We start from the raw sequence: 26,647 nt of genomic DNA on the forward strand, positions 1-26,647 counted from the left end.
AGCGTACGGCGGGGTCCCGTGCGTACGGTCGCCTCAGGCCGGCCGGCGGGCCACCGTGGCGCCCGCACCGCCGTCCGGCGGCCTTGAGGCGGGTGTGGGGTTGACCACAGTGCCGTGCGTGTCGCCCGCCAGGCCCCCGGCCGACGCCGCTCCCGCGGTGTCCGCGGCCATCACGTCCAGCTTGCGCAGGATCACCCCCTCGCGCAGGGCCCACGGGCAGATCTCCAGCTCGGCCACCCCGTAGAGGTCCATCGCCCCCTCGGCCACCAGCGCCCCCGCCAGCAGCTGCCCGGCCCGGCCCTCGGAGACCCCGGGCAGCCCGGCCCGGCGCTGCGCCGTCATGGCCGCCAGCCGCGGCACCCACTCCTCCAGCGCGCCCCGCCGCAGCACCCGCTGCACGTACAGCCCCTCCGCGCTGCGGGCGGCGCCGGCGATCCTGGCCAGCTGCCTGAAGGTCTTCGACGTGCCCACCGCCAGGTCGGACGGCCCGAGCCGGGCGAATTCCGCGACCGTCTTCGCGATCTCGGCGCGCACATGCCGGCGCAGTGCGCGGACGTCCTGCGCGGCCGGCGGGTCCCCCGGCAGCCAGCCGCCGGTCAGCCGCCCGGCGCCCAGCGGCAGCGACACCGCCGCGTCCGGATACTCGTCCATCCCGTAGCCGACCTCCAGCGAGCCGCCGCCGATGTCCAGCACCAGCAGCTTCCCCGCCGACCAGCCGAACCAGCGGCGCACCGCGAGGAAAGTGAGCCGCGACTCGTCCTCGCCGGACAGCACGGTCAGCCGCACCCCGGTCTCCTGCTCGACCCGGGCCAGCACCTCTTCCCCGTTCGCCGCCTCCCGCACCGCGGACGTCGCGAACGGCAGCACATCCTCGGCACCCTTGTCCTCCGCGACCCGCAGCGCGTCCGCGATCGTCCCGACCAGGCGGTCGACCCCGTCCGGGCTGATCGCCCCGCCCTCGTCCAGCAGCTCCGCGAGCCGCAATTCCGCCTTGTGCGAATACGCCGGCAGCGGCCGCGCGCCCGGGTGCGCGTCCACCACCAACAGGTGAACGGTGTTGGAACCCACGTCGAGCACTCCCAGTCGCATGGGCAGCACTGTAGCCAGCGTCACGAACTGCCGCTTTGCCGGTCCTCCGCCTCCTGGGCGGCGTCGTCGCAGGCCTGCGCGATCTCCGCCGCGCGGGCCTGCGCGAGGTGCCGGCGCAGGGTGTCCGCGACGCCGGCCGCGTCGGCGTCGTCCGGGATGCGGCAGTCGCCTGCCTCCAGCCCGGCGTCGATGGCCGCCTCGGAGCCGACCATGATCGGCCGGCCCGCGGGCACCACCTCCTGGCGCAGCCACATCACGAACCGCGCGGCTTCCTCGGCGCTGTTGTCCTCGATCAGCACCGTGTCCTGGGCCCCGAGGCTGACCATCCCGGAGAATTCCACCCCGTCGTCCGTCTCCGCCCAGATCCCGAGCCGGGCCCGGGTGCTCCCCGCCTCCTGGAGAACGCTGTTCGCCTGCGGGAAGCCTTCGCCGAGGCAGCGCGCGAAGCGCTCGAATTCCAGGCCCCAGCCATGCGGGTCGTCCTCGCCGGACTGGAAGAAGAACATCGTCCGGTGTTCGTACGTGTCGTCGGCGGCCATGCGCATCCTCACCCCGTGATCACGGAACGTAGCGGGCGTAACCCGGCACCGTCTGCTCCGTCAGCAGCGTGCTCCAGTAGGCGACCGAATCGGGGTCGTCCGCATCGATCTCGACCCCGCGCAATTGCGGGTACTGCTTGATCGCCAGCTTGTACTCGAACAACTCCCCGCGGTCCTTGTCGACGAGGAATTCCCTCCTGTCCAGCGGCTTTCCCGTCTTCGGGTCCGTCATCTCCATCAGCTGGAGCGTGGAGCTGTAGCGCCAGCATTTGTTCGGGTTCGTGACGTGTTTGGCTTCGACGGCGTAGCCGTCCGAGGAGCGCATTCCGTCCGCGGCGAGGGCGGGCTTGGGCCCGCCGGTGATCGGGATCACCCGCTCCGGATACCCCGCTATCCGGTATTGGTAGACATTGACCGGATTCGCGGGATTTCCACCTCCGCCGCTGAAGGTGACGGGCTCCAGGCCGTTCACCCACGTGGTGAAGGCCCGCTGGTCTGCCGGGCTCAGCGGTTTGGTGACGCCCGGGGCGGGCGGAAGGGGCGGGCGGAAGGGTATGGCCTGGTTGATCGGGTTGTACGCGGCCGGCAGCAGCCCCGGCACGGCCCCCGGGTAGGAGGCGAGGACCAGGGGGACGGGGACCGGCTCGGGGAGGGGCACCGGGAAGGGGAGGAGAGGGGGCTCGTACCAGGGGCGGGGGCCGGGGCGGGAGCCGTTCGGGATCTTCACGCGACCGCGGGACGCGTCCAGGGCGTGGGCGACGTCACCCAGCGCGTGGATCCAGGGATCGTCGCGGACGAGGTCCTTCAGGCCGCCGTCGTCCCCGTTGCCGCCGAAGAGGGGGTCGCTCCAGGGCGCGTCCATGTGGAAGGGGTTCGCCTTGTCGTGCGCGATCGCGGACAGCGCCTGATCGATGTGCGAGGCGTACTGCAGGCACGCCTGCGCGAGCTGGTCGCAGGCGGCGACCACGTTGGCGACCAGGGGCTCGTCCTGCTGGGCCAGGGCGGGGGGCGGGGAGAAGCCGACGAAGGCCGTGAAGTGGGCGCGGAAGGCGTCGGCCGCCAGCCCGGAGTGCGCCTTGTCCGCGGTGTGGCCGCAGCCCTGCGCGTCGACCAGGAGACGGGCCATGACCGTGCCGGCACGCGACCACGTACCGGCGACGTCCCGCAGCTTGTCAGGTGAACCGCGGAAGCGGCCGCCCGCATTGCCCACGCTCAGGTACTGGTCGGCGAAGGACGTCTCGCCGACGACCTCGGGCAGGTCCTCGCCGAGGCCGACGAAACGCTCGGAGCAGCCGCGGGACGGGTCGCCCATCTGGAACGTCGGATCCGGCTGCCGCGCCATGAAGCTCGCCGCGGTCGCGTCCTCCTGGCCGATGAACTCCCGGGCGCTGCGCATCAGCCCCGCGCCGCTCTCGCCGATCATGTACGCGCTGAAGCCCAGCTGGTCCAGCGTCTCCGCTGCCGCGGACCTGTAGACCTTGGCGAAATCGTGCCCGGCGTCGTCGGCGCCGGCCATCCCCCGCTGGCGGTCCAGCTCGTGGAAAACCGCGATCGTGGTGTCCCGGGTGCCGGTCATCACCGTGGTGACCAGCTCCATCGACGCGCCGACCATCCCGTCGGCGACCACCTGTAAGTCGGCGGGCAAGCCCATGGTCCCTCTCCCTCCCCCGGCTGCACTGCCCCCAGCGTAAAAGCAGCCCTCCCCCGCCCGCCGGTGGTCGGTGTGACGCGGCCCGAAACGATCGGACGGGGGTGCGTGGCCGCATTCGGCGCATTCCGGTCTTACGCTGGGCGCGTGGCAAAGGTGAAGGCCCGCAAGGGCGTACAGCAGACCGAACCGGTGGCGACGGCTGACGAGGCCGGTCTCGACTTCGCCCGCGCCTGGGTGGAGTTCGGCGATCCCGCCGACGAGGAGCAGGTCTTCAGGTGCGACCTGACCTGGCTGACCTCCCGGTGGACATGCGTGTTCGGCAGCGGCTGCCAGGGCATCGTGGCCGGCCGGGCCGACGACGGCTGCTGCTCGCTGGGCGCGCACTTCTCCGACGACGACGACGAGAAGCGGGTCGCCGGGCATGTGGGCCGCCTCACCGCCGACGACTGGCAATTCCACGGCCTCGGCACCGGCGCCGGCGGCTTCTGGGCCGAGGAGAACGAGGACGGCGAGCGGCAGACCCGGGTCGTGGACGGTGCCTGCATCTTCTCCAACCGGGCCGGCTTCGCCGGCGGCCAGGGCTGCGCGCTGCACGCCCTGGCGCTGCGGGAGGACCGCGAGCCGCTGGAGACCAAGCCCGACGTCTGCTGGCAGCTGCCGATCCGCCGCACCTTCGAGTGGGTCGACCGGCCGGACGACACCCGGGTCCTGGTCGTGTCGATCGGCGAGTACGACCGCCGCGGCTGGGGCCCCGGCGGCCACGACCTGCACTGGTGGTGCACCTCGGCGACCTCCGCCCACGGCGGCGGCGAGCCCGTCTACGCCTCCTACCGCGCCGAGCTGACCGAGCTGATGGGCGAGGCCGCCTACGCCGAGCTGGCCGCCGTCTGCGAGACGCGCCTGGCCACGTCCCTCCCGCTGGTGGCCCCGCACCCGTCCGACAGGCCCTGACCCGCCGGGCCACGCCGAGTGGCCGCACACCGTCGTCCTGAACGACCGCCGGGCCACCACGGCGGCGAGAGCTTCCGGGTCAGGCACCCCGTTCCCTGACGCCCCGCGCCGCCGTCATGCCGACAGTGCGGCCGCCTCCTCCGCTTCGCCGGCGTCCTCCGCGCAGGCGGTGACCAGCACGTCCAGGGACAGGTCCAGCGCTCCGGCCAGGGCCGCGACCGTGAAGAAGGCGGGCGTCGGGGCGCGGCCCGTCTCGATCTTGCGCAGCGTCTCCGCGGAGACGCCCGCGGCCGCCGCGACCTCCACCATGCTGCGGTCGCCGCGCGCCTCGCGCAGCAGCGCGCCGAAGCGCTCTCCGCGCCTGCGTTCCCACGGGGTCAAAGGAGTTCTCACCATGCCTGTGATACTAATACCGGTATAAGAATTGGAGGAGGACCACCATGGTGGAGATCAAAACCGACACGGCCCTGGACGCGATGCGCGAGGCAGGCCGGGTCGTCGCCCGTGTGCTGGCCGCCGTCGAGGCGGCCGCGGACGTCGGGGTGTCGCTGCGCGAACTCGACGAGGCCGCCCGAGCCGTCCTCACCGAGGCCGGCGCCCGCTCGCCCTTCCTCGGCTACCGGCCGCCCTTCGCGCCCACCCCCTTCCCCGCCGTGATCTGCGCCTCGGTCAACGACGCCATCGTCCACGGCATCCCCGACGACTACCGGCTGCGCGACGGCGACCTCGTCAGCATCGACTGCGGCGCCGAACTCGACGGCTGGACCGGCGACGCCGCGACCAGCTTCACCGTCGGCCGCGCCCGGCCCGCCGACCTCGACCTCATCGCGGCGACCCGCAAGGCCCTCGACGCCGGCATCGCGGCGGCCGTCGCGGGCCACCGCATCGGCGACATCTCGCACGCCATCGGGCAGGTCGCGCGTGCCGCGCGCTGCGGAATGCCCGCGGATTTCGGCGGCCACGGGATCGGGCGCCGCATGCACGAGGACCCGCACGTGCCCAACCGGGGCCGCCCCGGGCGCGGCTTCCCCCTCAAGCCGGGGCTGGCCCTCGCGATCGAGCCGATGCTGATGTCCGGCGGGCGGGACGCGTACGTCACCGCCGCGGACGGCTGGACCCTCCGTACGACCGACGGCAGCCGGGCCGCCCACATCGAGCACACCATCGCCGTCACGGCGGACGGCCCACGCGTCCTGACCGCCCTCTGACCCGCGCCCGTGCGCCTCGCTACAGCAGGTCGTCGAGGGTGATGGGCAGCGAGCGGACGCGCTTGCCGGTGGCGTGGTGGACGGCGTTGGCCACGGCGGCCGCGATGCCCACCAGGCCGACCTCGCCGATGCCTTTGGTGCCGACCGGCGAGAAGCGGTCCGGTCCGCCGACGAAGACGACGTCCAGGTCGGGGATGTCGGCGTTGACGGGGATGAGGTAGTCCCCGAAGGTGCCGTTGGCGATCCGGCCGGTGAGCGGGTCGGTGACGGTGGCCTCGAAGAGCGCCTGGCCGATGCCGCCGATCGTCGCCCCGATGATCTGGCTCCGGCCGGTCTTCTCGTTCAGGATGCGGCCCCCGTCGACGGCGGACACGACCCGCGCGATCCGCACCAGTCCCAGGTCGCGGTCCACCCGCACCTCGACGAACTTGGCGCCGAAGGCGCCGGACGGCGCCATGCCGAGATCCTGCGGGGAGGCGGGCGCGCTCGAACCGTCGGCGGACAGCTCCGCCAGCCCGTGGCGGCTGAGGATGCCGGTGTAGGACTCGCCCCGGGAGGGGTCGCCCTCCGCGTGGACGCGTCCGCCGCCGGCGGTGACCGTGTCCGGCGGGACGCCGTGCAGTGGCGAATCGGCGTCCTTCGCGGCCAGCTCGGCGAACCGGCGGACGAGCCGGCGGCAGGCGTCGCCGACGGCGCCCCCCAGCGCTCCGGTGAGTCCGGAACCGCCCGCCTGGGGCGCGGCCGGCATGTCGGAGTCGCCGAGGTCGAAGCGGACCAGGCCGAGGGGGAGTCCGAGGCACTCCGCCGAGACCTGGGTCATCACCGTGTAGGTGCCCGTCCCGATGTCGGTGGCCGCGCTGACGACCAGGGCGCTCCCGTCGCGGCTGACGGTGGCCCGTGCGGAGCAGGGCACCGAATACCACGGGTAGCTGCACCCGGCCATCCCGTATCCGATGAGCCAGTCGCCGTCCCGCATGGAGCCCGGCTCCGGATTCCGGGAGGACCACCCGAAGCGCTGCGCCCCCACCTCGTAGCACTCCCGCAGCGCCTTGCTCGACCACGGCAGGCCCGACAGGGGGTTGACCTCGGTGTAGTTGCGCAGACGCAGCTCCAGCGGGTCCATCCCCAGGGCGTGGGCCAGCTCGTCCATCGCCGACTCCAGAGCGAAGTTGCCCTGGCCCTCGGCTGGGGCGCGCATCGAGCAGGGGGCGGGACGGTTCAGCCGCGCCTGGACGTCCCGGGTGACCACGTTCGGGCACCGGTAGGCGAAGGCCGAGCCCGCGGACACCGCCTCGTAGTCGTCGTCCTCCATGGCCAGCGACGAGACGGTGCGGTGGTCGATCGCCGTCAGCTCGCCGGTCCGGCTCGCGCCGAGCGACACCTGCTGCACGGTGTCCGGCCGATGCCCCACGCAGCTGAACATCTGCGGCCGGGTCAGCACGAGCTTGACCGGCCGACCGGTCCGGCGGGCCGCGAGGACGGTGAGGATCACATGCGGCCAGACCCGCAGGCCCGCGCCGAAGGCGCCTCCCACATACGGCACCAGGACGCGGACCGAGCTTTCCGGGACCTGGAAGACGGCGGCCAGCGTCGCCTTGGCCATCGAAGGCCACTGGGTGGTGTCGTGGACGGTGAGCCGGTCCCCTTCCCAGATCGCGAGGGTGGTGAAGAGGCCGAGCGGGCTGTTGGTGTTGTCCGGTGTGGTGTAGGTCTGCGTGACCTTGGCCTCGGCCGAGGCCAGGGCCCCGGCGGTGTCCCCGCGGTCGCTGTCCGTCCCCCACGGGTCGGTCACCCGCGGGGCCCGCGGATCGAGCACGTCGAGCAACGGCTCCGCGCGCTCGTACGCGACGGACACCAGCCGGGCCGCCGCCGCTGCCTGCTCGGGGCTCTCGGCCACGACGAGGGCGACGTGCTGCCCGTAGTGCCGGATGAGGTCGTCCTGCATCGGCGGCGGCGGTGAGGTGCCGAGCGCCGTCATGGGCCCGCGTTCCAGCCGCGGCATGTTCAGGTGGGTGAGCACGGCGATCACGCCGGGCGAGGCCTCCGCGGCGGCGGTGTCGATGCCGACGACGCGGCCGGCGGCCACCGTGCTCCCGACGAGCGCCGCGTGCGCCTGACCGCGTGCGGTGAAGTCCGACGGGTAGGGAGCGGCGCCCGCCACCTTGCGCGGGCCGTCCACCCGGTTGATGCCGGCCCCGACGACGACCTCGCTCATGCCGCGGCCCCTGACACGGTGCGCAGCTCGCGGACGAGGCAGCGCTGCGCCAGTTCCACCTTGAATTCCGTGCCGGGCACGGTCCACGCGTCCTGTACGGCCGCCCTCGCCGCCCGCCGGAAGGCCGGCGTGTCGGCCGGCGAGCCGACGAGTTCGCGCTCCGCGTCCCACGCACGCCACGGCGTGGTGCCCACCCCGCCGAGCCCGATCCTGGCCTCGCGGATGATCCCGCCGGAGATCACCAGGGCCACCGCGGCCGAGGTGAGCGCGAACTCGTACGACATCCGGTCCCGTACTTTCAGGTAGCCCGAGACGGCCTCGGCGGGCAGCAGCGGGATCTCGACCGCGGTGATCAGTTCGCCGTGCACGAGGCGGTTCTCGACGTCGGGGCTGTCCGACGCCGGGAGGTAGAAGTCGGTCAGCGGGATCCGCCGTTCGCCCGTGGGGCCCTGGACGTGCACCACCGCGTCGAGTGCCACCAGGGGGACGGCGAGGTCCGAGGCGTGCAGGGCGATGCACCGCTCGCCCGCACCGAGGACGGCGTGCATACGGGGCACGCCCTCGACGGCCGCGCAACCGGACCCGGGGAGGCGCTTGTTGCACTTCGGGACGTCGGGATCGCGGAAATACCGGCAGCGTGTCCGCTGGAGCAGGTTCCCGCCGATCGTCGCCATGTTCCGCAGCTGGGCGGACGCGCCTTTCAGCAGTGCCTCACGGACCAGGGGCAGCCGCTCGGCGACCACCGGATCCGCCGCCAGCTCCTCCATCGTCGTCAGCGCGCCGACGTGCAGCGCCCCGCCCCGCCGCTCGGTGCCCGCGAGCGGGAGGCGCGTGATGTCGACCAGCAGGCCCGGCCCGAGCACGCCGTCCTTCATCAGATCGAGCTGCGTCGTCCCCCCGGCCAGATACGCCCCGCCGGGATGGGCCGACACGAGTCGCACCGCGTCGGAGACCTCTGTCGCCCGGACGTACTCAAAAGGCCGCATCGCCACTCCCCGCAGCCGCCACGTCGCGGATCGCCGCCACCATGTTCGGATAAGCGCCGCAACGGCAGAGATTCCCGCTCATGAATTCGCGGATCTCGTCATCCGATCCGGCCCGCCCTTCGCCGATCAGGGCGACCGCCGACATGATCTGTCCCGGCGTGCAGAATCCGCACTGGAATCCGTCCCGTGCGACGAAGGCCTCCTGCATGGGATGCGTCTCGCCCGGCCGCGAGAGGCCCTCGATCGTCGTCACCGTGTGGCCTTCGCATTGTGCGGCGAGGGTGAGACACGAGAGCACCCGCTTTCCGTTCACATGCACGGTGCAGGCACCGCAGGCCCCTTGGTCGCACCCTTTCTTCGTCCCCACCAGGCCCAGATGGTCGCGCAGTGCGTCCAGGAGCGTGACGCGCGTGTCGACGCTCAGGACAGCCGGGTGCCCGTTCACCACCAGTCTCGTGACGAGTTCGAATACGTCGGGGACCGCGGTTTCCCGCGAGGTGTCCGCGCCCATGCTCAGGCCTTCCGGAGATGAAGCCCGACAAGGGGTCAGGCGATGGCCGCGTAGGCGGTGACGTGCTCGATCCGCATCCGCACCAGCAGCATGCCCGGGACGCTGTTGCGCTCCCCGAACTCCCGCGCCACGTCCTCACCCATGTATCGCGCGGCGATCCTGGTCGCCCAGGTGAGCAATTGGCCGGGCTCTTCCGAAATCTCCACGCGTCCCCGCAGCACCGCGAAGGAATAAGGCGGCCGCTCGTCGTCGACACACAGCGCCGCCCGCTCGTCCCGCAGAAGGTTGCGGCTTTTCACCGTCGTATTCTCCGTGGTGAAGACGAGGTCGTCGCCGTCCAGCAGAAACCAGATGGGCGCGATGTGCGGGCTGCCGTCCGCCCGGACGGTGGCCAGCTTACCGGTGCGAGTGCCTTCTCCGATGAATGCCTTCCACGCGTCCTCACTCATCTGCTCAGCCATGCCGAGCACATTACGTAGCGAAGTGACGCGTCGTCCTCAAGGCACGCCGTCAACGGTGTGCGGACGATTCGGGATATCCCCGCACCCGCAGAAAGCGCCGCCCCCGGTCAGGGGCTCGTGGCGGTCGCGGACGGGGTCGGGGAGTCCGTGGGGGGCTCCGACGTCGGGGGTTCCGTGGTGGGGGGCGGCGACGTGGGTGGCGGGGTGGTGGACGGCGGCGGGGAGGTCGACGGCGGCGGGGAAGTGGGCCGGGGGGCCGAGCGGTGGGGGGAGCCGCGGAGGATCAGGGTGGTGTCCGCCGGGGCGAAGGTCACGGAGGCGCTCCAGGAGCCGGGGGGCGCCAGGGCCCGGACCACCCTGATCGAGACGGTGGCGGACTCGCCGGGGTGCAGGACACCCGACGTCGAGGACAGCCGGAGCCACCTGGCCGAGGTCGTCGCGGCCCAGCGGACGTCGGCGGAGCCGCTTGCCGTGAGGGTCACGAGGGTGCGGCCGGCGCCGGGGACGGCCGTCACCGTCAGGTGGCCCGCGCCCGGGGACGGGGACGGCGCGCCGGAGGGCGTCACCGTCACGGCGGTGACGTCCGCGTCGCCGGGGGACGCCGGCGCGGCCGGGCGGCGGCCGGCGTCGGAGGGCTGGGGGCGCGCGGCCCCGGCCTTCTCGTACGGGAGCCCCACCCCGTCGGGCGCCCCGGCAGCGGCCCGCCCCCCGCCGGGGGGCCCGTCGTCGCCCAGCGGAGTCGCCCGGTAGGCCGCCCAGACCGCCAGCACGGGCGCGGCGACGACGGCCGCGACGACCGTGGTCGTCACGGCCCGGTGCCGCAGCTGGGCCCGCCGCGCCGCCCGGTCCTTGAGGTCCAGCGGGAAGCCGCGCCGGTCGAAGCGGGGCGTGCATTCGCGGTTGCGGCCGGCCCCGGCCTCCATGGCGTGCAGCAGCGCCGCGCAGGCGGCGGCGCGCGGCGCCTCGATGAGGGCGAGCACGGCGGTGGCGTTCGCGTCGCCGCCGGGCCACGGACCGGCGGCGACGGCGCGCTCGGCCGTACGCCTGCACAGCGTGCATTCGTCGACGTGCCGTACGAGTTCGTCCCGCAGCGCGGGACCGAGCAGGACCTGGTTGTCCCCGGCGAGTCTGGCGAGCGAGGTGCAGTGGCCGGTGTCGACGACGGCGAGCGCCGCCCGGGTGCGCTCGACTTCGCAGGCGGCACGGGCCAACAGCCCGCGGGCCGCGTCCGCTTCGAGGCCGAGGACCGCGGCGACCTCGTGCGGCGGCAACTGGTGGCGTACCGCCAACTCCAGGGCCTCACGCTGCTCCGGCGTGGTGCCCGCGGCCTCCGGCCACGCCAGGGCGGCGAGTTGGGCGGTCCGCTGCTCGGCGACGGAGGTGGCGGCGCGGGCGGGGGCCGGCGGGGTGCCGGCGGCCAGGCGGCGCAGGCAGGACCAGCGGGCGAGCGCGTAGAGCCAGGGGCGCCGCAGCGCGGGGTCGCGCAGCCGGGCGCGCTGGCGCTCGGCGAGCGCGAGGACTTCGCCGAGGGCGCCGGCGGCGGCGTCGTGCTCGCACAGGACGGACAGGCAGTACGTGAACAGGCCGTCGACATACGGCTCGTAGTGCGCGGGCGGCACCATCGGCAGGGTGCCCTGCGGCCGGCGGCGCACACCGTCGCGCTCCCGCCCGCCGCCGGAGGGCCCGGGGGCCCCTGAGGAGGCGGAACGGGCGGCCGCCCGCGCGGCCGAGCGGCTCGTCCCCGCCGCCCGGTGCCTGCGGTGCGCACCGGTCGTCTGCGGGGTGGGGGTGGGGGTCTCCTGCCTGCTCATCACCGGGTGACGGTAGGCCCGCGACCGCCCCCGCTTCAGCGCTCCCCGCGGCCATTAACCCTTACGGGTAGTGATGCGCCCCGAAAGGGGAGACTTCCCCCGCTCGTACGGGTGAACGCACGCGCGCACGCTCGAACTCCGCGTCGCACGCCCCCGTGCGCGCCCCGCCCGGCACCGGCCGGCACCCGCGGCCCCGGCCCGGGTGTCGTACCCGACCGCTACGGTGGCGCCATGGCCACCCGCAAGCCCGCCCCGAAGGACCGTCCCTCCTACCGCTGCACCGAGTGCGGCTGGACCGCCGTCAAGTGGCTCGGCCGGTGCGGCGAGTGCCAGGCGTGGGGGACGGTGGAGCAGTACGGCGGCGTGTCGGCGGTGCGCACCACGGCCCCCGGGCGGGTGAGCACACCTGCGCGGCCGATCGGGCAGGTCGACGGGCGGCAGGCGACCGCGCGCTCGACGGGGGTGCCGGAGCTGGACCGGGTGCTGGGCGGCGGCCTGGTCCCTGGCGCCGTGGCGCTGCTCGCGGGCGAGCCGGGCGTCGGGAAGTCGACGCTGCTGCTGGACGTGGCGGCGAAGGCGTCCAGCGCGCAGAGTCCGGTGCTGTACGTCACAGGGGAGGAGTCCGCGTCGCAGGTGCGGCTGCGGGCGGACCGTATCGGCGCGCTCGCCGACCACCTCTACCTGGCGGCGGAGACGGACCTGTCCGCGGTGCTCGGGCATCTGGACGACGTCAAGCCGTCGCTGCTGGTGCTGGACTCCGTGCAGACCGTGGCGTCGCCGGAGATCGACGGCGCCCCCGGCGGCATGGCGCAGATCAGGGAGGTCGCGGGCGCGCTGATCAGGGCGTCCAAGGAGCGCGGGATGGCCACCCTGCTGGTCGGCCATGTCACCAAGGACGGTGCGATCGCCGGGCCGCGGCTGCTGGAGCACCTGGTGGACGTGGTGCTGAGCTTCGAGGGCGACCGGCACGCGCGGCTGCGGCTGATCCGCGGGGTGAAGAACAGATACGGGGCCACCGACGAGGTCGGCTGCTTCGAGCTGCACGACGAGGGCATCACGAGCCTTGCGGACCCCTCGGGCCTGTTCCTGACCCGGCGCGACGAGCCGGTGCCCGGCACATGCCTGACGGTGACGCTGGAGGGCAAGCGGCCGCTGGTCGCGGAGGTGCAGGCGCTGACCGTGGACACCCAGATCCCCTCGCCGAGGCGTACGACGTCGGGCCTGGAGAATTCCCGGGTGTCGATGATGCTGGCGGTGCTCGAACAGCGCGGCCGGATCAAGGCGATCGGCAAGCAGGACATCTACACCGCGACGGTGGGCGGGGTGAAGCTGACCGAGCCGGCCGCCGACCTGGCGGTGGCGCTGGCGCTGGCCAGCGCGGCGATCGACACCCCGCTGCCGAAGAATCTGGTGGCGATCGGCGAGGTGGGGCTGGCGGGCGAGGTGCGCCGGGTCACCGGGGTGCAGCGCCGCCTCTCGGAGGCGGCGCGGCTCGGTTTCACGCACGCGCTGGTGCCGACCGACCCCGGCAAGGTGCCGCCCGGGATGCGGGTGATCGAGGTGTCGGACATCGGTGACGCCTTGCGCGCACTGCCTGCGCGGGGGTCCCGGGGGCAGGCTTCCGGGTAGCTGTGCGGCAGGGCGGCTGAGAGGGCGCACGCCGGCGATCGGCGGCCCGCGGCGCGGACGACGTAAACTCACTCCAAACCGCACCGACCGGAGGAACGCAGTGGCAGCCAACGACCGGGCAGGCGCCGCCCCGGCCCGCAAGGCAGCGGCGGACTCCGCCAGCAGGTCCGGCACCGGCCAGGACGGCGGGCTGATGCGCGCCTCGCTGAGCGCCGTCGCGCCCGGCACGGCCCTGCGCGACGGCCTTGAGCGCATCCTGCGCGGCAATACCGGTGGCCTGATCGTGCTGGGCATGGACAAGACCGTGGAGTCGCTGTGCACCGGCGGCTTCGTCCTCGACGTGGAATTCACCGCGACCCGGCTGCGCGAGCTGTGCAAGCTGGACGGCGCGCTGATCGTGGACAAGGACATCACCAAGATCCTGCGGGCCGGCGTGCAGCTGGTGCCCGACCCGACGATCCCGACCGAGGAGACCGGCACCCGGCACCGCACCGCGGACCGGGTCAGCAAGCAGGTCAACTTCCCCGTGGTGTCGGTCAGTCAGTCGATGCGGCTGATCGCGCTGTACGTGGACGGGCAGCGCCGGGTCCTGGAGGACTCGGCGGCGATCCTGTCCCGCGCCAACCAGGCGCTGGCGACCCTTGAGCGGTACAAACTGCGGCTGGACGAGGTGGCGGGCACCCTGTCGGCGCTGGAGATCGAGGACCTGGTCACGGTCCGCGATGTCACGGCGGTGGCGCAGCGGTTGGAGATGGTGCGCCGGATCGCCACCGAGATCGCCGAATACGTCGTGGAGTTGGGCACCGACGGGCGGCTGCTGTCGCTCCAGCTGGACGAGCTGATCGCCGGCGTGGAGCCCGAACGCGAGCTGGTGGCCCGGGACTACGTGCCGGAGCCGACGGCCAAGCGCAGCCGTACGGTCGGCGAGGCGATGGCCGAGCTGGACACCCTGCCGCAGGGCGAGCTGATCGAACTGACCACGGTGGCGCGGGCGTTGGGCTACACCGGATCGCCCGAGTCGCTGGACTCGGCCGTTTCACCGCGGGGCTACCGGCTGCTGGCGAAGGTGCCGCGGCTGCCGAACGCGGTGATCGAGCGGCTGGTCGAGCACTTCGGCGGCCTGCAGAAGCTGCTCGCCGCCAGCGTGGACGACCTCCAGGCGGTCGACGGCGTCGGCGAGGCCCGCGCCCGCTCGGTCCGCGAGGGCCTGTCGCGGCTGGCGGAGTCCTCGATCCTCGAACGGTACGTGTAGCGGCCGGCCGGAAGGCCCACCGGGCCCACGGCCTTGCCCGCCCCGCCCCCGTCAGTCCTGCGACAGCACGAACGGCACGCTCTTGGCGCCGTAGCCCGGCAGTCGGGCCTGCGCCAGGTAGTTGCCGGGCGCGGCCTGCGCGCCCTTGGGCGTGGCGCAGTGCGGGGAGCTGGTCTTGCCGTTCCAGCGCAGCGTGTACGTGGTGGCGCCGTGCGCGGGCACCTGGAGCAGATACGGCGACGCGCTGCCGCAGTCGTCCGTCGCCCATACGTGGCTGTCGTCCGGGGTCTTGGTGACGGTGAAGACCGCGCTGCGCGGGCCGAAGTCCAACTTGCAGGTGACGGAGCCGGAGTTGGCGGCGTGCAGCTGGAAGACCGGGGTCTCGCCGGGCGCGTACGAATTCTGGGCGCTGGTCAGCGACAGGGTGACCGTGCCGGGTGCGCAGTCGGGCAGCGTCGAGCCGACCGGGACCTGGTCGCCGCCCGAACCCGTACCCGCGCTCGCACCGCCGGTGCCTGCACCGGCGGACGCACCCGACGACGAGCCGTCCGTGGCGCCCGCCGACGAGCCGGAGGACGAACCGGAGGACGCACCGCCGGTCGTGCCCGCCGAATTCCCGTCGCCCGCACCGCCGTCGGCGCCCGCGTCCGAGCCGGTGTCGCCGCCGCTCGATCCGGCGCCGCCGTCCGCGGGGGCGGTGTCACGGCCGCCGGGGCGGCCGCTGATGTGGGTGCCGCTGGGCGCGGGCCCCGCGGTGATGGTCGCCGCCGGGGAGTGCGAACCGGTGGGCGCGGACGAGCCCTTGCCGCTTCCGCCGCCGCCCGACGTCACCGCCCATGCCACCAGAACGGCGATCAGCGCGACGAGGGCGAACACCACGACGCGCCGCCGCCAGTAGATGGTCGACGGAAGAGGTCCGACGGGATTGCGCAACGAGCCCACACCCGAACTCTAGGGGAGATCACCCGTGTGCCGTCGCAACACCCGCCGCTCGGTGCCCGGTCTTTGCCGATGATCACGTTTACGTCGGCGGACGGTCGCTGTGGGTGGCGTGTGCGAGGATCGCGAGGCGATGAGCACAGACCTCCACCACACCCCCGAGTACCACGTCCCCGAACACCATGCCCCCGAGCACCGCGACCCCGGGTCCGCGGCCGCGCTGCACGAGCTGGTCATCGACTGGTTCGGCGCGCACGCCCGCGACCTGCCCTGGCGCCGCCCGGACGCGGGCGCCTGGTCGGTGATGGTCAGCGAGTTCATGCTCCAGCAGACCCCGGTGGTCCGGGTGCTGCCGGTGCACGAGCAATGGCTGGCCCGCTGGCCGCGCCCCGCCGACCTGGCCGCCGAGTCGCCCGGCGAGGCGGTCAGGGCGTGGGGCCGGCTCGGCTATCCGCGCCGGGCCCTGCGGCTGCACGCCGCGGCCGGCGCGATAGCGCAGCGGCACGGCGGCGAGGTGCCGCACGAACACGCCGAGCTGCTGGCGCTGCCCGGCGTCGGGGAGTACACGGCGGCGGCGGTCGCGTCCTTCGCCTACGGGCGGCGGCACACGGTGCTCGACACGAACGTGCGGCGGGTCTTCGCCCGGGTGGCGACCGGTGTCGCCCACCCGCCGAACGCGACGACGGCCGCCGAGCGGCGTACGGCGGCGGCCCTGCTGCCCGCCGACGAGGCCACCGCGGCGCGCTGGGCGGCGGCGACGATGGAGCTGGGCGCCCTGGTGTGCACCGCCCGCTCCCCGCAGTGCGGGCAGTGCCCGGTGGCGGCGCTGTGCGCGTGGCGCCTCGCGGGTTCACCGCCGCACGAGGGCCCGCCGCGGCGCGGCCAGTCCTACGCCGGCACCGACCGCCAGGTCCGCGGCCGCCTCCTGGCGGTCCTGCGCGCCTCACCCGGCCCCGTACCGCAGGCGGCACTCGACGCGGTGTGGCACGAGCCGGTGCAGCGTGCCAGGGCCCTTGACGGCCTGGTCGAGGACGGCCTGGTCGAGCCGCTCGCCAACGGCGTCTACCGCCTCCCGGTCTGACCGGCCCGGTCGGCCTAAGGCTGAGGCCGGCGGGGCCGCTCAGCGCGGCAGCAGCAGCTGCGCGACGGCCCCGCCGCCGTCCGCGGGCGGGGCGTTGCGGAAGGTGAGGCGGGCGCCGAGGACGCGGGCTTGGCCGGTGGCGATCGTCAGGCCGAGGCCGTGGCCGGCGCCGGAACGGTCGGTGGAGCCGGTGCGGAAGCGGCTGGGGCCCTCGCGGAGGAGGTCCGGGGAGAAGCCGGGTCCGTGGTCGCGGACGCGGAGGAAAGGGCCGTCGACGAGGACGTCGATGGGGGCGGCGCCGTGCCGGGCGGCGTTGGCGAGGAGATTGCCGAGTATGCGTTCCAGGCGGCGCGGGTCGGTCTGGACGACCGTGTCCTCGGCGACGGTGACGGTGGCGTCGGGGGCGAGCACCGGCACCCGGCGGCGGACGAACTCGGCGAGCGCGACCTCCTGGAGGTCGGCCTGCTCGGCGGCGCCGTCGAGGCGGGCGACTTCGAGGACGTCCTCGACCAGGGTGCGCAGCGCGTGCACCCGGTCGCGTACCAGCTCCGAGGGGCGGCCGGGGGGCAGCAGCTCAGCGGCGGTGACCAGCCCGGTGACCGGGGTGCGCAGCTCGTGGGCGATGTCGGCGGTGACCCGGCGCTCCGCCTCCAGGCGCAGCTGCAGCGCGTCGGCCATCGCGTCGACGGCGCGGGCCAGCTCGTCCGTCTCGTCGCGGCCCCGGCCGCCGATCGCCTCGCGCACCCGGACCTGCGTGTCGCCGTCGGCGACCTTGCGCGCCGCGGTCGCCGCCTTCCGCAGCCGACGCGACATGCGGCCGCCGACGAGGACACCGATGGCCGTGCCGACGAGGACGACGGAGACCGAGCCGAGCACCAGGGTCCGGTCGAGGTCGACCAGCACCGAGTAGCGGTCGGTGAAACCGGTCTTCAGCGACAGCACCTTGCCGGCGCCGGCCGGCGTCTCGGCCCAGACGACCAGCCCGGAGCGGGTCTGCTGGACGAAGGTGGCGCGCTGGCCCTTGCCGGCGTAGTTCTTCAACTCGGTCGGCAGGGCCGGGTCGTTGAGGGCGGCGTAGAAGACGAGGCGGCCGTTGGTCTCGTAGATGCGCAGCGCGGACTGGACGCGCTCGTCCTGGACGTCCCTGGCGCTGTTGATCATGCTGACCCTGGCCGCGTTGTGCACGACCAGGCTCAGCGCGACGACGACCAGCGCGGAGACGACCGCGATGGCGGCGCTGAGCTTCCAGCGCAGGGTGAGCCGGAGCGCCATTCAGGCCCGCAGCTTGTAGCCGAAGCCGCGTACGGTCTCGATACGGTCCTGGCCGACCTTGGCCCGCAGCCGCTGGACGTGGACGTCCACGACACGGGTGTCGCCGCCCCAGTCGTAGTCCCAGACCCGGGTCAGCAGCCGGTCGCGGGACAGCACGGTGCCGGGGGCCGCGGCGAATTCCAGCAGCAGCCGCATCTCGGTGGGGGTCAGGGCGAGGCGCTCACCGGCCCGGGTGACCTCCATGCCCTCCGGGTCGATCGCGATGTCGCCGAAGGACAGCAGGGTGTCGTCCTGCGGGTCGTCGGCGGCGCTGGCGCGGAAGCGGCGCAGCACGGCGCGGATACGGGCGACGAGCACCGCGCCGTCGAAGGGCTTGGTGACGTAGTCGTCGGCGCCGGCCTCCAGGCCGAGCACGACGTCGATGGCGTCGGCGCGGGCCGAGACCATGATGACGGGCACGGTCGACTCGTCCCTGATCCTGCGGCACAGGCTGACCCCGTCGAGGCCGGGCACCATCACGTCGAGCAGCGCGAGGTCGGGCCGGTCGGCGCGGAAGGCGTCCAGGCCGGTCAGGCCGTCGGGGGCGGCGGTGACCTGGAAGCCGTCGCGCTCCAGGGCGAGCGTGGTGGCCTCGCGGATGACGTCGTCGTCCTCGACGAAGAGGACGTGGGTGGCGGCCATGGGAAGTCAGCGGCCTCCGGGAGCGGAGGCTGTCGCTGTCGCTGTCGCTTTTGCCTTCGCGGTCGTGCTCGTGCTCGTGCTCGGCAGGTCCGGGTCGAGCGGGTCGGAGTCGGGCCGCGGCGCCGGCTCGGTGGACGTCGGCTCCGGCCGTACGGTCGGCGTCCGCGCCCCGAAGTCGGCATAGCTGCGCGCGACCTGCACGAAGTGGCCGTCGCGCCACTCGTACAGCACCGACTCCTGCCCGGTCGGATACGACACCGGGTCGTCCACCTTGTACACCTCGTGGATGATCTGCAGCTGCCCGTCCTCGACGCTGCCGTACACCGGGGGGCGCTCGTCGGCGAAGACGTTCTGGTATTTGCCGTTCACCATACGGTAGACGTACGCGGCGACGCCGAGGCCGTTGCCGCAGGTCGTGACGTTGACCACCAGGTCGGGGCCGTCGCCCGCGGTCAGGTCGCCGGCGTCGGTGGCCATCGGGTAGTCGTCGCCCGCGCAGGGCGTCAGGTCCTCGCGCACCCCCTGGCTGACGCTGCTGTCCCGGCGGACCATGGTGGCCAGCGCCCGCGGGTCGCGCGCGAGCGCGGGGGCGGCGGCGGAGTCGGCCGGCCGCCGGATGCTGGCGCTCGGCGCCGGGCCCTCCTTGCGGGCGCCCGTGCCGGTCGTACCGCAGCCCGTGACCACGACGCACGCGCAGGCCAGCGCGCCCATCGCGGCCGTACCGGGTCTTACGCGGCGCACGTCGCCTCCTCCTCCGCCTCGGGTCGCGAGTAGCCGTAGCTGCCGTGCTCCAGTTCGTGGCGCAGCCGGGCGAGCGCCCGGTGCAGCGTGCTCTTCACCGTACCGGTGGACATACCGAGCACGCGTGCGGTCTCCTCCGTCGACAGCTGGCCGTAGTGGCGCAGCACGACGACCTGCCGCTGCTTGGGCGCCAGCACGGTCAGCACGTCCCGCAGCATCTCCCGGTCGGCCCGCTGCTCGGCCCCGTCGTCCACGCTGGGCTCGGGCAGCTCACCGGTGGGCACCTCGTCCAGCTTCCGGTTGCGCCACCACTCGGTCCTGGTGTTGATCATCACCCGGCGCATGTACGCGTCCGCGAGGGTCTTGTCCGTGATGCCGTCCCACCGGGGGTAGGTGCGCACCAGCGCGGTCTGCACGAGGTCCTGCGCGTCGATCGGGTCCGGCACGAGGCGGCGTGCGCTGCGCAGCAGGGCGTCCTGCCGGGTCCTGACGTACTCCTCGAACTCCAATACCGCGCCGCTCGCCGCCATGGTGCCTCCGCCCAGCTTCCGCCCGCATACCGCTTCTGCGACCGGGCGCTTCCCCCCGGCAGGGCCGAAGCTACGGAGCGGATGTCTGGCTTCCGCGACTGCGAGAGCACAGCGGGCGCACAGCAACCCATCGGTTGTGTAACGGGCCGAACAAATGGGACGTACGACCCGAAGCCGGGCAGGCGCCGCGCCGAGGACGTCCTACGGCTGCCAGGGGTCGGTGAGTTCGTAGCAGTGCCCGCCGGGGTGCTCGGCGTACTGGCAGCAGGCCTCGTCCAGCGGCTCGGGCGCGACCGCTTTGCAGTCGGGCAGGACGACGAGCCCGAGGGGCCCCTCCTCGTGGCCCCAGCGGCCCCACACCGAACCGGTGTCCTGCCCGTCGAGGTGCATCACGTACGCGTGGTGGTCCCCGGCGGTGTGCGCCTGGAGCACGCACCGCAGGTCGCGGCCCGCCTGCGGGGGCTCGGCGGCACCTGTCGGCGCCAGCGCCTCCGCGGCGGCGGCGAGCCGTTCGGACAGCCGGCGGCGGGCGCCGCACACGGGTAAGAGGTCGGGAACAAAGTCGGTCATGCCGGCTCACGCTCCAGGGCGGGCAGCACGGCCCAGGTGGTCTTCGTGCCGTCCTCGTGCGGGGCCCAGCCCCAGTCGCGTGACAGGGCGTGTACGAGCGACAGGCCGCGGCCGGTCTCGCCGTACGGATCGGGGTGCGGGTCCATGACGGGGGGCTTGCGCGACCCGTCGCGCACCTCGACAAGCACCTCGCCGCTGCCCGCCGTCACCGCCAGACCGACGGCCGGGCCCGGCGCGTGCCGTAAGGCGTTTCCGACCAGCTCGCTGAGCACCAGCAGCACCGAGTCCGCGGCCTCGTCCTGCCGCCAGGCGACCAGGCAGTCACGCACTTCGCGCCGTGCGCGGCCGACCTCCGCGGATTCGGGCCGAAGGCCGAGGGAGACCTGATGTCGCGCCCTCATGTACGGCCGGGTGCGGGGCACGAGTGTGACGCTCGACATGGTGCGATCTCCGTTCCGAAAAGAGCTCGGGCTCCGGTACTTCCGTCATCGAGAAAAGCGGAGGCCACCGGGCGATCGCGTGGCCACCGGCATGTAAGAACGATGCAATTCGCGCATCGGAGTCGCCCCGGACGGGCATGCAGCCTCCAACGCGTGGTTCGGGGAGCTACGTTCGGAACGTCCACGAGTTGCAGCGCCGGAGTCGAGATGACCGCAGACGCCAGGCCCAACGCCGTCATCCGCGATGTGCGGGAAACGCAGTTCCGCATGAGCCGCGAGGAATTCGCCCGCCACGTCAACGTGACGGCGACGGCGATGGGCGAGAACACCGGGTGCACGGCCCGCCTCGTCGCCGCCTGGGAACGCGGCGAGGTCGCCAGCCCCCGCCCTGTCTACGAGCGCGTCCTCCACGAGATCACCGGCCGCTCCCTGGCCGACCTCGGATTCGCCACCCGCCGGGCACCGGCCGCGACGGTCCCCGTCATCCCGACGCACCCGTACGCACGAAGGGCGGATGACGCCGACATGGAACGCCGCACGTTCCTCCGTGACGGGGCCGGATCGGTCACCGGCGTCGCCCTGGGCCTCCCACGATCCCAGCAGTCCGGCCGCCGGATGGGCATGCGCGAGGTACGCAACGTCGTCGCGTCGACTCAGGCGCTGTACGCGCACGACCACGACCACGGCTCCGCAGCTCTGCGCCGTGAAGCCACAAAGGCCTTGCACACCAGCTACGAGTGGCTGAGCCACGGGCAGTACACCCTGGCCACCGGTCGCCTCCTGCGTTCCGCGACCGGGGCCTTGTCCATCGCGGCCGGTTGGTTGTCATACGACTCGGGGCAGCACGCCGATGCCAGGTCTCTCTACAACGAGGCCCTGGCAGCGGCTCGCCTCGCGCAGGACCCGTGGCTCGAAGCCCACAGTTTCGGCTGCCTCTCCCTGCTGGCAAAGGCCAGTGGGCGCCCACGCGAGGCGGTGAGCACCGCGCAGGCCGCCCGGAGCGTCGCCGGCCCGCTCGGGTCTCCCAGGATGCTGGCGTTGTTCGCGATGCGCGAGGCCGGCGGATGGGCCCTCATCGGCGACCGGGGCGCATGCGATCGCGCGATCGTCGACGCACACGCCCACTACTCCAAAGGTCAACGCGACGGTGATCCCGCCTGGCTGGAATTCTTCACTCCCGCCGAATTGGCGGGCCTGGAAGCTCTCTGCCGGGCCGACTTGGGGCAGCACGAGCGCGCCGCCTACGGCGCGGAGCAGGCGGTGCTCCTTCACGGCGGCGGCTTCGCCCGCAACCGCGCCCTCTACCTCGCCGATGTAGCCGTGCAGAACACGGTTCGCGACAAGCCCGATCTCGACGCCGCCGTGCACGCCGCGCACGAAGTCCTGGCGTTCGTACCGGAAGTGAAGTCCCGCCGACTGCTCGACGCGTTGCGCGAGGTCGAGTCCGCGCTGCGGAAGCAGTCGAAGTCATCGGCCGCTTCCGACTGGTTGGCGAAACACCGAGCATTGACCGCCGCCGTCTGAGGAGAGCCGAGTGAATCCCCCTGTGCCGAGCGATGGTCCAGCATCGACGGGCGAGACTGTCATCCGGGTCCACGGAGTCAGCCAGACCGGGCCATTGGTCGATGCCATGGCCGACATATGGGCGGAAGCCCACCCGGAGCTGGCCACGAGCGGCGTCACCACTTTCCACCGCCAAGTCGAAAGCCACCTCCGGCACGCCGGATTCACGCTGGCAGTCGCCTACGAGGCCGGCACGCTGGTCGGCTTCGCCTACGGCTTCCCCTGCTCCGCCGAATACTGGTACGGCGAAGAGCTTCTCCCCCACATCCCCGCCGAGGCCCGCGAGAAACTGATGGGCCTGTGCGAGGGTGCCGTCCGCCCCGGCTGGCAGTCCCGCGGCATAGGCACCCGCCTCCACCACGCCCTCGTCGAGGCCGTATCCCCCCGCTGGACGTCCCTCCTCGTCAGCCCCGCCAACACCCGCGGCCGCGCCCTCTACGACCGCCTCGGCTACCGCTTCGCGGGCCCGTACCGCAATGGCGACGAGACCTATGACCTGCTGATCGCCCGCGTCGGCTGAGGCCGACCGTCGACACAAGGAGTCCGAACGTGACTGCCGAGCCCGGCCGCATCTTCCGCGAGGCGTGGATCACCGGTGTGCGCAAGCACTTCCCCGGGGAGCCGAAGCCCGGCTACGTGGCGCCCTGGGAGGGCACCCCGGAGTGGGAGCGGGCGTCGGCCGCAGCCGTCGAAGGGCAGGTCCGGGACTTCCTCGCGGTGAGCGACGGGCACGCGTCGCGGCTCGGCCGCGAGCAGCAGGGGCGGTTCGTGGCGACATGCTGGGTCGCGCAGATCTACCGCCACTTCGAGGACCCGAAGCCGGGCTACGTCGCCCCCTGGGAAGACCTGCCCGCCTGGCAGCGGGAGACGGACGCGGACATCTTCGAGGCGATCGGGAAATCCCTCTGACCTCTGCGGTCGGGCGCTCCCGGCCGCCCGGTCGCCGGAGGGCGACCGCTGGCAGCGGGGCAACGAAACCGCGCCGGCCCCCTCCGGCCGGTGAAGGCCGGAGGGGGCCGGCGTGGAAGGCGGCAACCCGGCCGGAGGTCAGATCGCGTCGACCAGCACCGGCTCGCTGTCCGCAGGGGACGAGTCGGACGGCTTCGGGGCGGCTCCGCGCAGCGGGGTCTCCACGATGAACCAGGCGGCCAGGAAGCCGATGACGCTGACCACGGCGCCCCACAGGAAGACCGTGTGCGTGCCGGAGGCGACCGCGTGGAAGTACGCGTCCTTCAGCGCGGGCGGGAACTTCGCGATGGTCGCGGGGTCGAGCTGGGCGCCGCCCTTCGTGGCGGCGGCACCGGCCGCGGTGGCGTCCATGCCGTGCTGGATCTTGTGGGAGAACAGCGCGCCGAAGAGGGAGACGCCGAAGGAGCCGCCGATCGTGCGGAAGAGCGTGGCGGACGAGGAGCCGACGCCGATGTCGCGCATCTCGACGCTGTTCTGCGCGATCAGCATGGTGATCTGCATGATGAAGCCCATGCCCGCGCCCAGGACGGCCATGTAGAGGCCGGAGGTGAAGCGGGTGGTGTTGACGTCCATCGTGGACAGCAGCGCCAGGCCGACGGTGATCAGGGCGCCGCCGACGATCGGGAAGATCTTGTAGCGGCCGGTGGAGGTGGTGACCCGTCCCGCGACCATCGAGACGGCCATCATCGCGAGCAGCATCGGCAGCAGCAGCAGGCCGGAGTTGGTCGCCGAGGCGCCCTGGACGGTCTGCTGGTAGAGCGGCAGGAAGGTCATCGCGCCGAACATCGTGAAGCCGACGAGGAAGCCGACGCCCGAGATCAGTGCGAAGTTCGCGTTGCGGAAGATCCGCAGCGGCATGATCGGCTCGGGCGCGCGGGTCTCGGCGTGGACGAAGCCGCCGAGCGCCGCCAGGCCGAGCACCAGCAGGCCGAGGATCTGCACGGAGCCCCAGGCGTACTGCGTGCCGCCCCAGGTGGTCAGCAGCACCAGCGAGGTGATCGCGATGGTGAGCAGGGCGGCGCCCCAGTAGTCGATACGGCCCTGGCTGCGCTTCTTGGGCAGGTGCAGCACGACGGTGACCATCGCGAGGGCGACGACGCCGATCGGCAGGTTGATGTAGAAGCTCCAGCGCCATCCCCAGTTGTCGGTGATGGAGCCGCCGACGAGCGGGCCGCCGATCATGGCGATGGCCATGACGCCGGCCATCATGCCCTGGTACTTGCCGCGCTCGCGGGGCGGGATCATCTCGCCGATGATCGCCATCACGCCGACCATCAGACCGCCGGCGCCCAGGCCCTGGAAGGCCCGGAAGGCGATCAGCTGGTCCATGGACTGCGCCATGCCGGAGGCCGCGGAGCCGATGAGGAAGAGCACGATCGAGGTGAGGAAGATGCCCTTGCGGCCGTACATGTCGCCGAGCTTGCCCCAGATGGGGGTGGAGGCGGCGGTGGCCAGCGTGTAGGCGGTGACGACCCACGAGAGGTGGTCGAGGCCGCCCAGCTCGCCGACGATGGTGGGCATCGCGGTGCCGACGATCATGTTGTCGAGCATCGCGAGCAGCATGGCGATCAGCAGGCCGACCATGACGACGCGCACACTGCGCTGCCGCGGTCCGCTGCCCGCCGCGTCCGGCGTCGTGCCGTCCGCCCCGGCCGCCCCGTCGCCGGGCGGCTCAGGCGACGACGGCTTGGCGATTTCGGTCTGGGACATTGACCGTTTTCCTCCCCCTGGAGAGGGCGGTGGTTCAGGGGTACTTACTTGCCGCCCGGCTAGTACGTATACGTAGCAGCAAGGTACGTTGCTTACTAGCCGGGCGTCAAGTAAGTGCGTAGCCTCGGAACCAGGCCCTACCGTGGGGGCTTCTGGCCGGTCACACTCCCCTACAAAGGGGTGACGTAGTGCAGCAGGAGAGCGACGAGCCGATGGGTACACCGCAGCAGCACCCGCAGCAGCGCAGGACCGACACGCGCCGCCGTATCCAGCAGGTCGCGTTGGAGCTGTTCGCCGAACAGGGCTACGAGAAGACCTCGCTCCGCGAGATCGCCGAGCGGCTCGACGTCACGAAGGCGGCGCTCTACTACCACTTCAAGACCAAGGAAGACATCCTCAGCAGCGTCGCCGAGGACCTGACCAGGCCGCTGCGGGAGCTGATCGCCTGGGCCGAGGGCCAGCCGCACTCGCTGGCCACCAAGCAGGAGCTGCTGCGGCGCTACAGCGACATCCTGTGGAGCACCTTCGACCTCTTCCGCTTCATCCAGGAGAACCAGGCGACGGTACGCGAGCTGACCGTCGGGGAGAACTTCCGGCAGAGCATGAAGGCGCTCGGCGAGCTGCTCAAGGACCCGGCGGCGCCGATCGCCGCGCAGGTCCGCAGCGTCACCGCGCTCTTCGCGATGCACGCCGGCATGTTCGTGACGCAGAACGTCGAGGGCGACCCCGAGGAGAAGCGCGCGGCCATCCTCGAGGTCGCCCTCGATCTCGTCGCCCAGGCCGAGGCGAGTGTCCTTACGGGTTGACTCGCCGACGGCCGGTCGACGCCTGTTCTTCTGTGTGTGAGCGCTCGATCACGGGTTCACGTTGTGGGCGCGCAGGAAGTGCAGCGGCTCGACGGAGGAGCCGTAGAACGGGGTCGTACGGACCTCGAAGTGCAGGTGGGGGCCGGTCGAGTTGCCGGTGGAGCCGGACTTGCCGATCTCCTGGCCGGTGATGACCTGCTGGCCGACGTGCACCTCGATGTGCGAGAGGTGGCCGTACTGCGTGTACAGCTGCGAGCCGTGCTTGAGCACGATGTTGTTGCCGTAGGCGCCGCCCCAGCCCGCCGTCACGACGGTGCCGGTGTGCGCGGCCCGCACGGTGGTGCCGGTCGGCACGACGAAGTCCTGGCCGGAGTGGGTGTTGATCCAGTGCTTGCCGACCTGGTGGTAGCCGGCGCCGAGCACGTAGTGGGCCGCCGGGGTCTCCCAGCCGGCTATCCGCGCCTTGCGGTCGGCGGCGGCCTTGGCGGCCGCCTTCTTCTTGGCCTCGGCCGCGGCCTTCACCTTGGCCTTGGCCTGCGCGGCGGCGTCCTTCTGGCCCGTCGCCTGCTTCTGCAGCACGTCGGAGACGCTGCTCGCGGCCGAGACGGCGGCCGGGGCCGGCGCTGCCTCGTGCGAGCCGCCGCCGGCGGCGAACGCCGCGGTCGACCCCAGCGCGAGCGCCGCGACCATTCCTCCGGTCACTACGGCGACCCGGCCGCGGCTGACGGACTTAGGGGTGCGGTTCTTCATCGTCGGGAGCGAGAGCTTACGCATGCAGAGATAACCTCACTGGGTGGGGATACCGAGCCGGTGCGGCCCGTTGCTCCACCTTGGTAACCCGGCCGGCGGCGGCCCGGCAAACACCCCTTCTCCTACCCGGGGTCGTAGGTGGCCGGGGTCCGGACCCCGGCGCCACCCGTACCGAAAACCGGTGAATAGTCCGTTTCGCCCCTCTGGTGGAGCGACCCAGGTCTCCTATTTCCGGTAGTACATGGCGTGGCTCACGTGCCACGCCTCACCCGGGAGGGGTCGCAAGGGGCTC

General features: G+C 72.8%; 27 protein-coding genes. 9 read left to right on the forward strand and 18 right to left on the reverse strand.

Going from position 1 to position 26,647, the window contains the following annotated elements:
• Positions 1-33: 33 nt before the first annotated feature.
• The 3 genes from OG900_17090 to OG900_17100 are packed head-to-tail and all read right to left on the reverse strand — an operon-like array spanning position 34 to position 3,279.
• The gene (locus tag OG900_17090) at positions 34-1,089 is read right to left on the reverse strand and encodes a Ppx/GppA family phosphatase (GenBank protein WUH91650.1); all 1,056 of its coding nucleotides are present in this window, start codon (positions 1,087-1,089) and stop codon (positions 34-36) included.
• 20 nt (positions 1,090-1,109) lie between these two features.
• Positions 1,110-1,628, reverse strand: coding sequence for a hypothetical protein (locus OG900_17095; GenBank protein ID WUH91651.1), 519 nt, complete (start codon positions 1,626-1,628; stop codon positions 1,110-1,112).
• A gap of 19 nt (positions 1,629-1,647) precedes the next feature.
• Entirely contained in the window at positions 1,648-3,279 is a 1,632-nt protein-coding gene (locus OG900_17100) for a hypothetical protein (GenBank protein WUH91652.1), read from the reverse strand.
• Between the two features lie 144 nt (positions 3,280-3,423).
• Here OG900_17100 and OG900_17105 point away from each other — a divergent pair, with 144 nt between their 5' ends.
• Positions 3,424-4,230, forward strand: a complete 807-nt coding sequence (locus OG900_17105; GenBank protein WUH91653.1) for a hypothetical protein — start codon at positions 3,424-3,426, stop codon at positions 4,228-4,230.
• Positions 4,231-4,344: 114 nt separating this feature from the next.
• Here OG900_17105 and OG900_17110 read toward each other — a convergent pair whose 3' ends face one another.
• Complete coding sequence (locus tag OG900_17110; GenBank protein WUH91654.1) at positions 4,345-4,626, reverse strand: helix-turn-helix domain-containing protein; 282 nt, start codon at positions 4,624-4,626, stop codon at positions 4,345-4,347.
• A gap of 44 nt (positions 4,627-4,670) precedes the next feature.
• Between OG900_17110 and map the strand changes: the two genes are divergently transcribed.
• Positions 4,671-5,438, forward strand: coding sequence for a type I methionyl aminopeptidase (gene map / locus OG900_17115; protein ID WUH91655.1), 768 nt, complete (start codon positions 4,671-4,673; stop codon positions 5,436-5,438).
• A gap of 19 nt (positions 5,439-5,457) precedes the next feature.
• Here the strand turns inward: map and OG900_17120 are convergent, their stop codons facing one another.
• The 5 genes from OG900_17120 to OG900_17140 form a co-directional block, all read right to left on the reverse strand.
• On the reverse strand, positions 5,458-7,653 hold the full coding sequence (locus OG900_17120; protein WUH91656.1) for a xanthine dehydrogenase family protein molybdopterin-binding subunit: 2,196 nt from the start codon (positions 7,651-7,653) through the stop codon (positions 5,458-5,460).
• Positions 7,650-8,639, reverse strand: a complete 990-nt coding sequence (locus tag OG900_17125) for a xanthine dehydrogenase family protein subunit M (GenBank protein WUH91657.1) — start codon at positions 8,637-8,639, stop codon at positions 7,650-7,652. The genes OG900_17120 and OG900_17125 overlap by 4 nt, the downstream gene beginning before the upstream one ends.
• Positions 8,626-9,150 carry a (2Fe-2S)-binding protein gene (locus tag OG900_17130; GenBank protein ID WUH91658.1) on the reverse strand — a complete coding sequence of 175 codons (525 nt, stop codon included), beginning with the start codon at positions 9,148-9,150 and terminating at the stop codon, positions 8,626-8,628. Before OG900_17130 ends, OG900_17125 begins: the two co-directional genes overlap by 14 nt.
• A gap of 35 nt (positions 9,151-9,185) precedes the next feature.
• Positions 9,186-9,611, reverse strand: coding sequence for a PPOX class F420-dependent oxidoreductase (locus OG900_17135; protein WUH91659.1), 426 nt, complete (start codon positions 9,609-9,611; stop codon positions 9,186-9,188).
• A 107-nt stretch (positions 9,612-9,718) separates the two neighbouring features.
• The gene (locus OG900_17140) at positions 9,719-11,422 is read right to left on the reverse strand and encodes a hypothetical protein (protein WUH95805.1); all 1,704 of its coding nucleotides are present in this window, start codon (positions 11,420-11,422) and stop codon (positions 9,719-9,721) included.
• Between the two features lie 231 nt (positions 11,423-11,653).
• Between OG900_17140 and radA the strand changes: the two genes are divergently transcribed.
• Entirely contained in the window at positions 11,654-13,051 is a 1,398-nt protein-coding gene (gene radA / locus OG900_17145) for a DNA repair protein RadA (GenBank protein WUH91660.1), read from the forward strand.
• A gap of 193 nt (positions 13,052-13,244) precedes the next feature.
• Positions 13,245-14,303 (forward strand): DNA integrity scanning diadenylate cyclase DisA, encoded by a 1,059-nt coding sequence (gene disA / locus OG900_17150; GenBank protein WUH95806.1) that lies wholly within the window; start codon positions 13,245-13,247, stop codon positions 14,301-14,303.
• 51 nt (positions 14,304-14,354) lie between these two features.
• Here the strand turns inward: disA and OG900_17155 are convergent, their stop codons facing one another.
• A complete protein-coding gene (locus OG900_17155; GenBank protein ID WUH91661.1) occupies positions 14,355-15,245 on the reverse strand; it encodes a hypothetical protein in 891 nt (296 codons plus the stop codon).
• A 130-nt stretch (positions 15,246-15,375) separates the two neighbouring features.
• On the opposite strand from OG900_17155, the gene OG900_17160 reads away from it, so the two are divergent.
• Positions 15,376-16,323, forward strand: coding sequence for an A/G-specific adenine glycosylase (locus OG900_17160; GenBank protein ID WUH91662.1), 948 nt, complete (start codon positions 15,376-15,378; stop codon positions 16,321-16,323).
• Between the two features lie 39 nt (positions 16,324-16,362).
• Here the strand turns inward: OG900_17160 and OG900_17165 are convergent, their stop codons facing one another.
• The 6 genes from OG900_17165 to OG900_17190 all read right to left on the reverse strand — a co-directional run bounded on the left by OG900_17165 (position 16,363) and on the right by OG900_17190 (position 20,557).
• Complete coding sequence (locus OG900_17165; protein WUH91663.1) at positions 16,363-17,595, reverse strand: HAMP domain-containing histidine kinase; 1,233 nt, start codon at positions 17,593-17,595, stop codon at positions 16,363-16,365.
• Positions 17,596-18,276 (reverse strand): response regulator transcription factor, encoded by a 681-nt coding sequence (locus tag OG900_17170; protein WUH91664.1) that lies wholly within the window; start codon positions 18,274-18,276, stop codon positions 17,596-17,598. It abuts the gene before it with no gap.
• Between the two features lie 6 nt (positions 18,277-18,282).
• Positions 18,283-19,017, reverse strand: a complete 735-nt coding sequence (locus OG900_17175) for a hypothetical protein (GenBank protein ID WUH91665.1) — start codon at positions 19,015-19,017, stop codon at positions 18,283-18,285.
• Positions 19,005-19,547, reverse strand: a complete 543-nt coding sequence (locus OG900_17180) for a SigE family RNA polymerase sigma factor (protein WUH91666.1) — start codon at positions 19,545-19,547, stop codon at positions 19,005-19,007. Before OG900_17180 ends, OG900_17175 begins: the two co-directional genes overlap by 13 nt.
• 201 nt (positions 19,548-19,748) lie before the next feature.
• Entirely contained in the window at positions 19,749-20,117 is a 369-nt protein-coding gene (locus OG900_17185; protein ID WUH91667.1) for a hypothetical protein, read from the reverse strand.
• Positions 20,114-20,557: an ATP-binding protein gene (locus OG900_17190; protein ID WUH91668.1), complete on the reverse strand. Its 444-nt coding sequence runs from the start codon at positions 20,555-20,557 to the stop codon at positions 20,114-20,116. Before OG900_17190 ends, OG900_17185 begins: the two co-directional genes overlap by 4 nt.
• 207 nt (positions 20,558-20,764) lie before the next feature.
• Here OG900_17190 and OG900_17195 point away from each other — a divergent pair, with 207 nt between their 5' ends.
• The 3 genes from OG900_17195 to OG900_17205 all read left to right on the forward strand — a co-directional run bounded on the left by OG900_17195 (position 20,765) and on the right by OG900_17205 (position 23,029).
• Positions 20,765-22,081, forward strand: coding sequence for a hypothetical protein (locus OG900_17195; GenBank protein ID WUH91669.1), 1,317 nt, complete (start codon positions 20,765-20,767; stop codon positions 22,079-22,081).
• A 106-nt stretch (positions 22,082-22,187) separates the two neighbouring features.
• Entirely contained in the window at positions 22,188-22,640 is a 453-nt protein-coding gene (locus tag OG900_17200) for a GNAT family N-acetyltransferase (GenBank protein ID WUH91670.1), read from the forward strand.
• Positions 22,641-22,669: 29 nt separating this feature from the next.
• Entirely contained in the window at positions 22,670-23,029 is a 360-nt protein-coding gene (locus tag OG900_17205; protein ID WUH91671.1) for a hypothetical protein, read from the forward strand.
• Positions 23,030-23,167: 138 nt separating this feature from the next.
• On the opposite strand, the gene OG900_17210 is transcribed toward OG900_17205, so the two are convergent.
• Positions 23,168-24,673, reverse strand: coding sequence for an MFS transporter (locus OG900_17210; GenBank protein WUH95807.1), 1,506 nt, complete (start codon positions 24,671-24,673; stop codon positions 23,168-23,170).
• Positions 24,674-25,011: 338 nt separating this feature from the next.
• On the opposite strand from OG900_17210, the gene OG900_17215 reads away from it, so the two are divergent.
• Entirely contained in the window at positions 25,012-25,605 is a 594-nt protein-coding gene (locus OG900_17215) for a TetR/AcrR family transcriptional regulator (protein ID WUH91672.1), read from the forward strand.
• 48 nt (positions 25,606-25,653) lie between these two features.
• On the opposite strand, the gene OG900_17220 is transcribed toward OG900_17215, so the two are convergent.
• Positions 25,654-26,379: a M23 family metallopeptidase gene (locus OG900_17220; protein WUH91673.1), complete on the reverse strand. Its 726-nt coding sequence runs from the start codon at positions 26,377-26,379 to the stop codon at positions 25,654-25,656.
• Between the last annotated feature and the right edge of the window lie 268 nt (positions 26,380-26,647).

Origin of the sequence: Streptomyces sp. NBC_00433, assembly GCA_036015235.1 — a bacterium.
GTDB lineage: Bacteria > Actinomycetota > Actinomycetes > Streptomycetales > Streptomycetaceae > Actinacidiphila.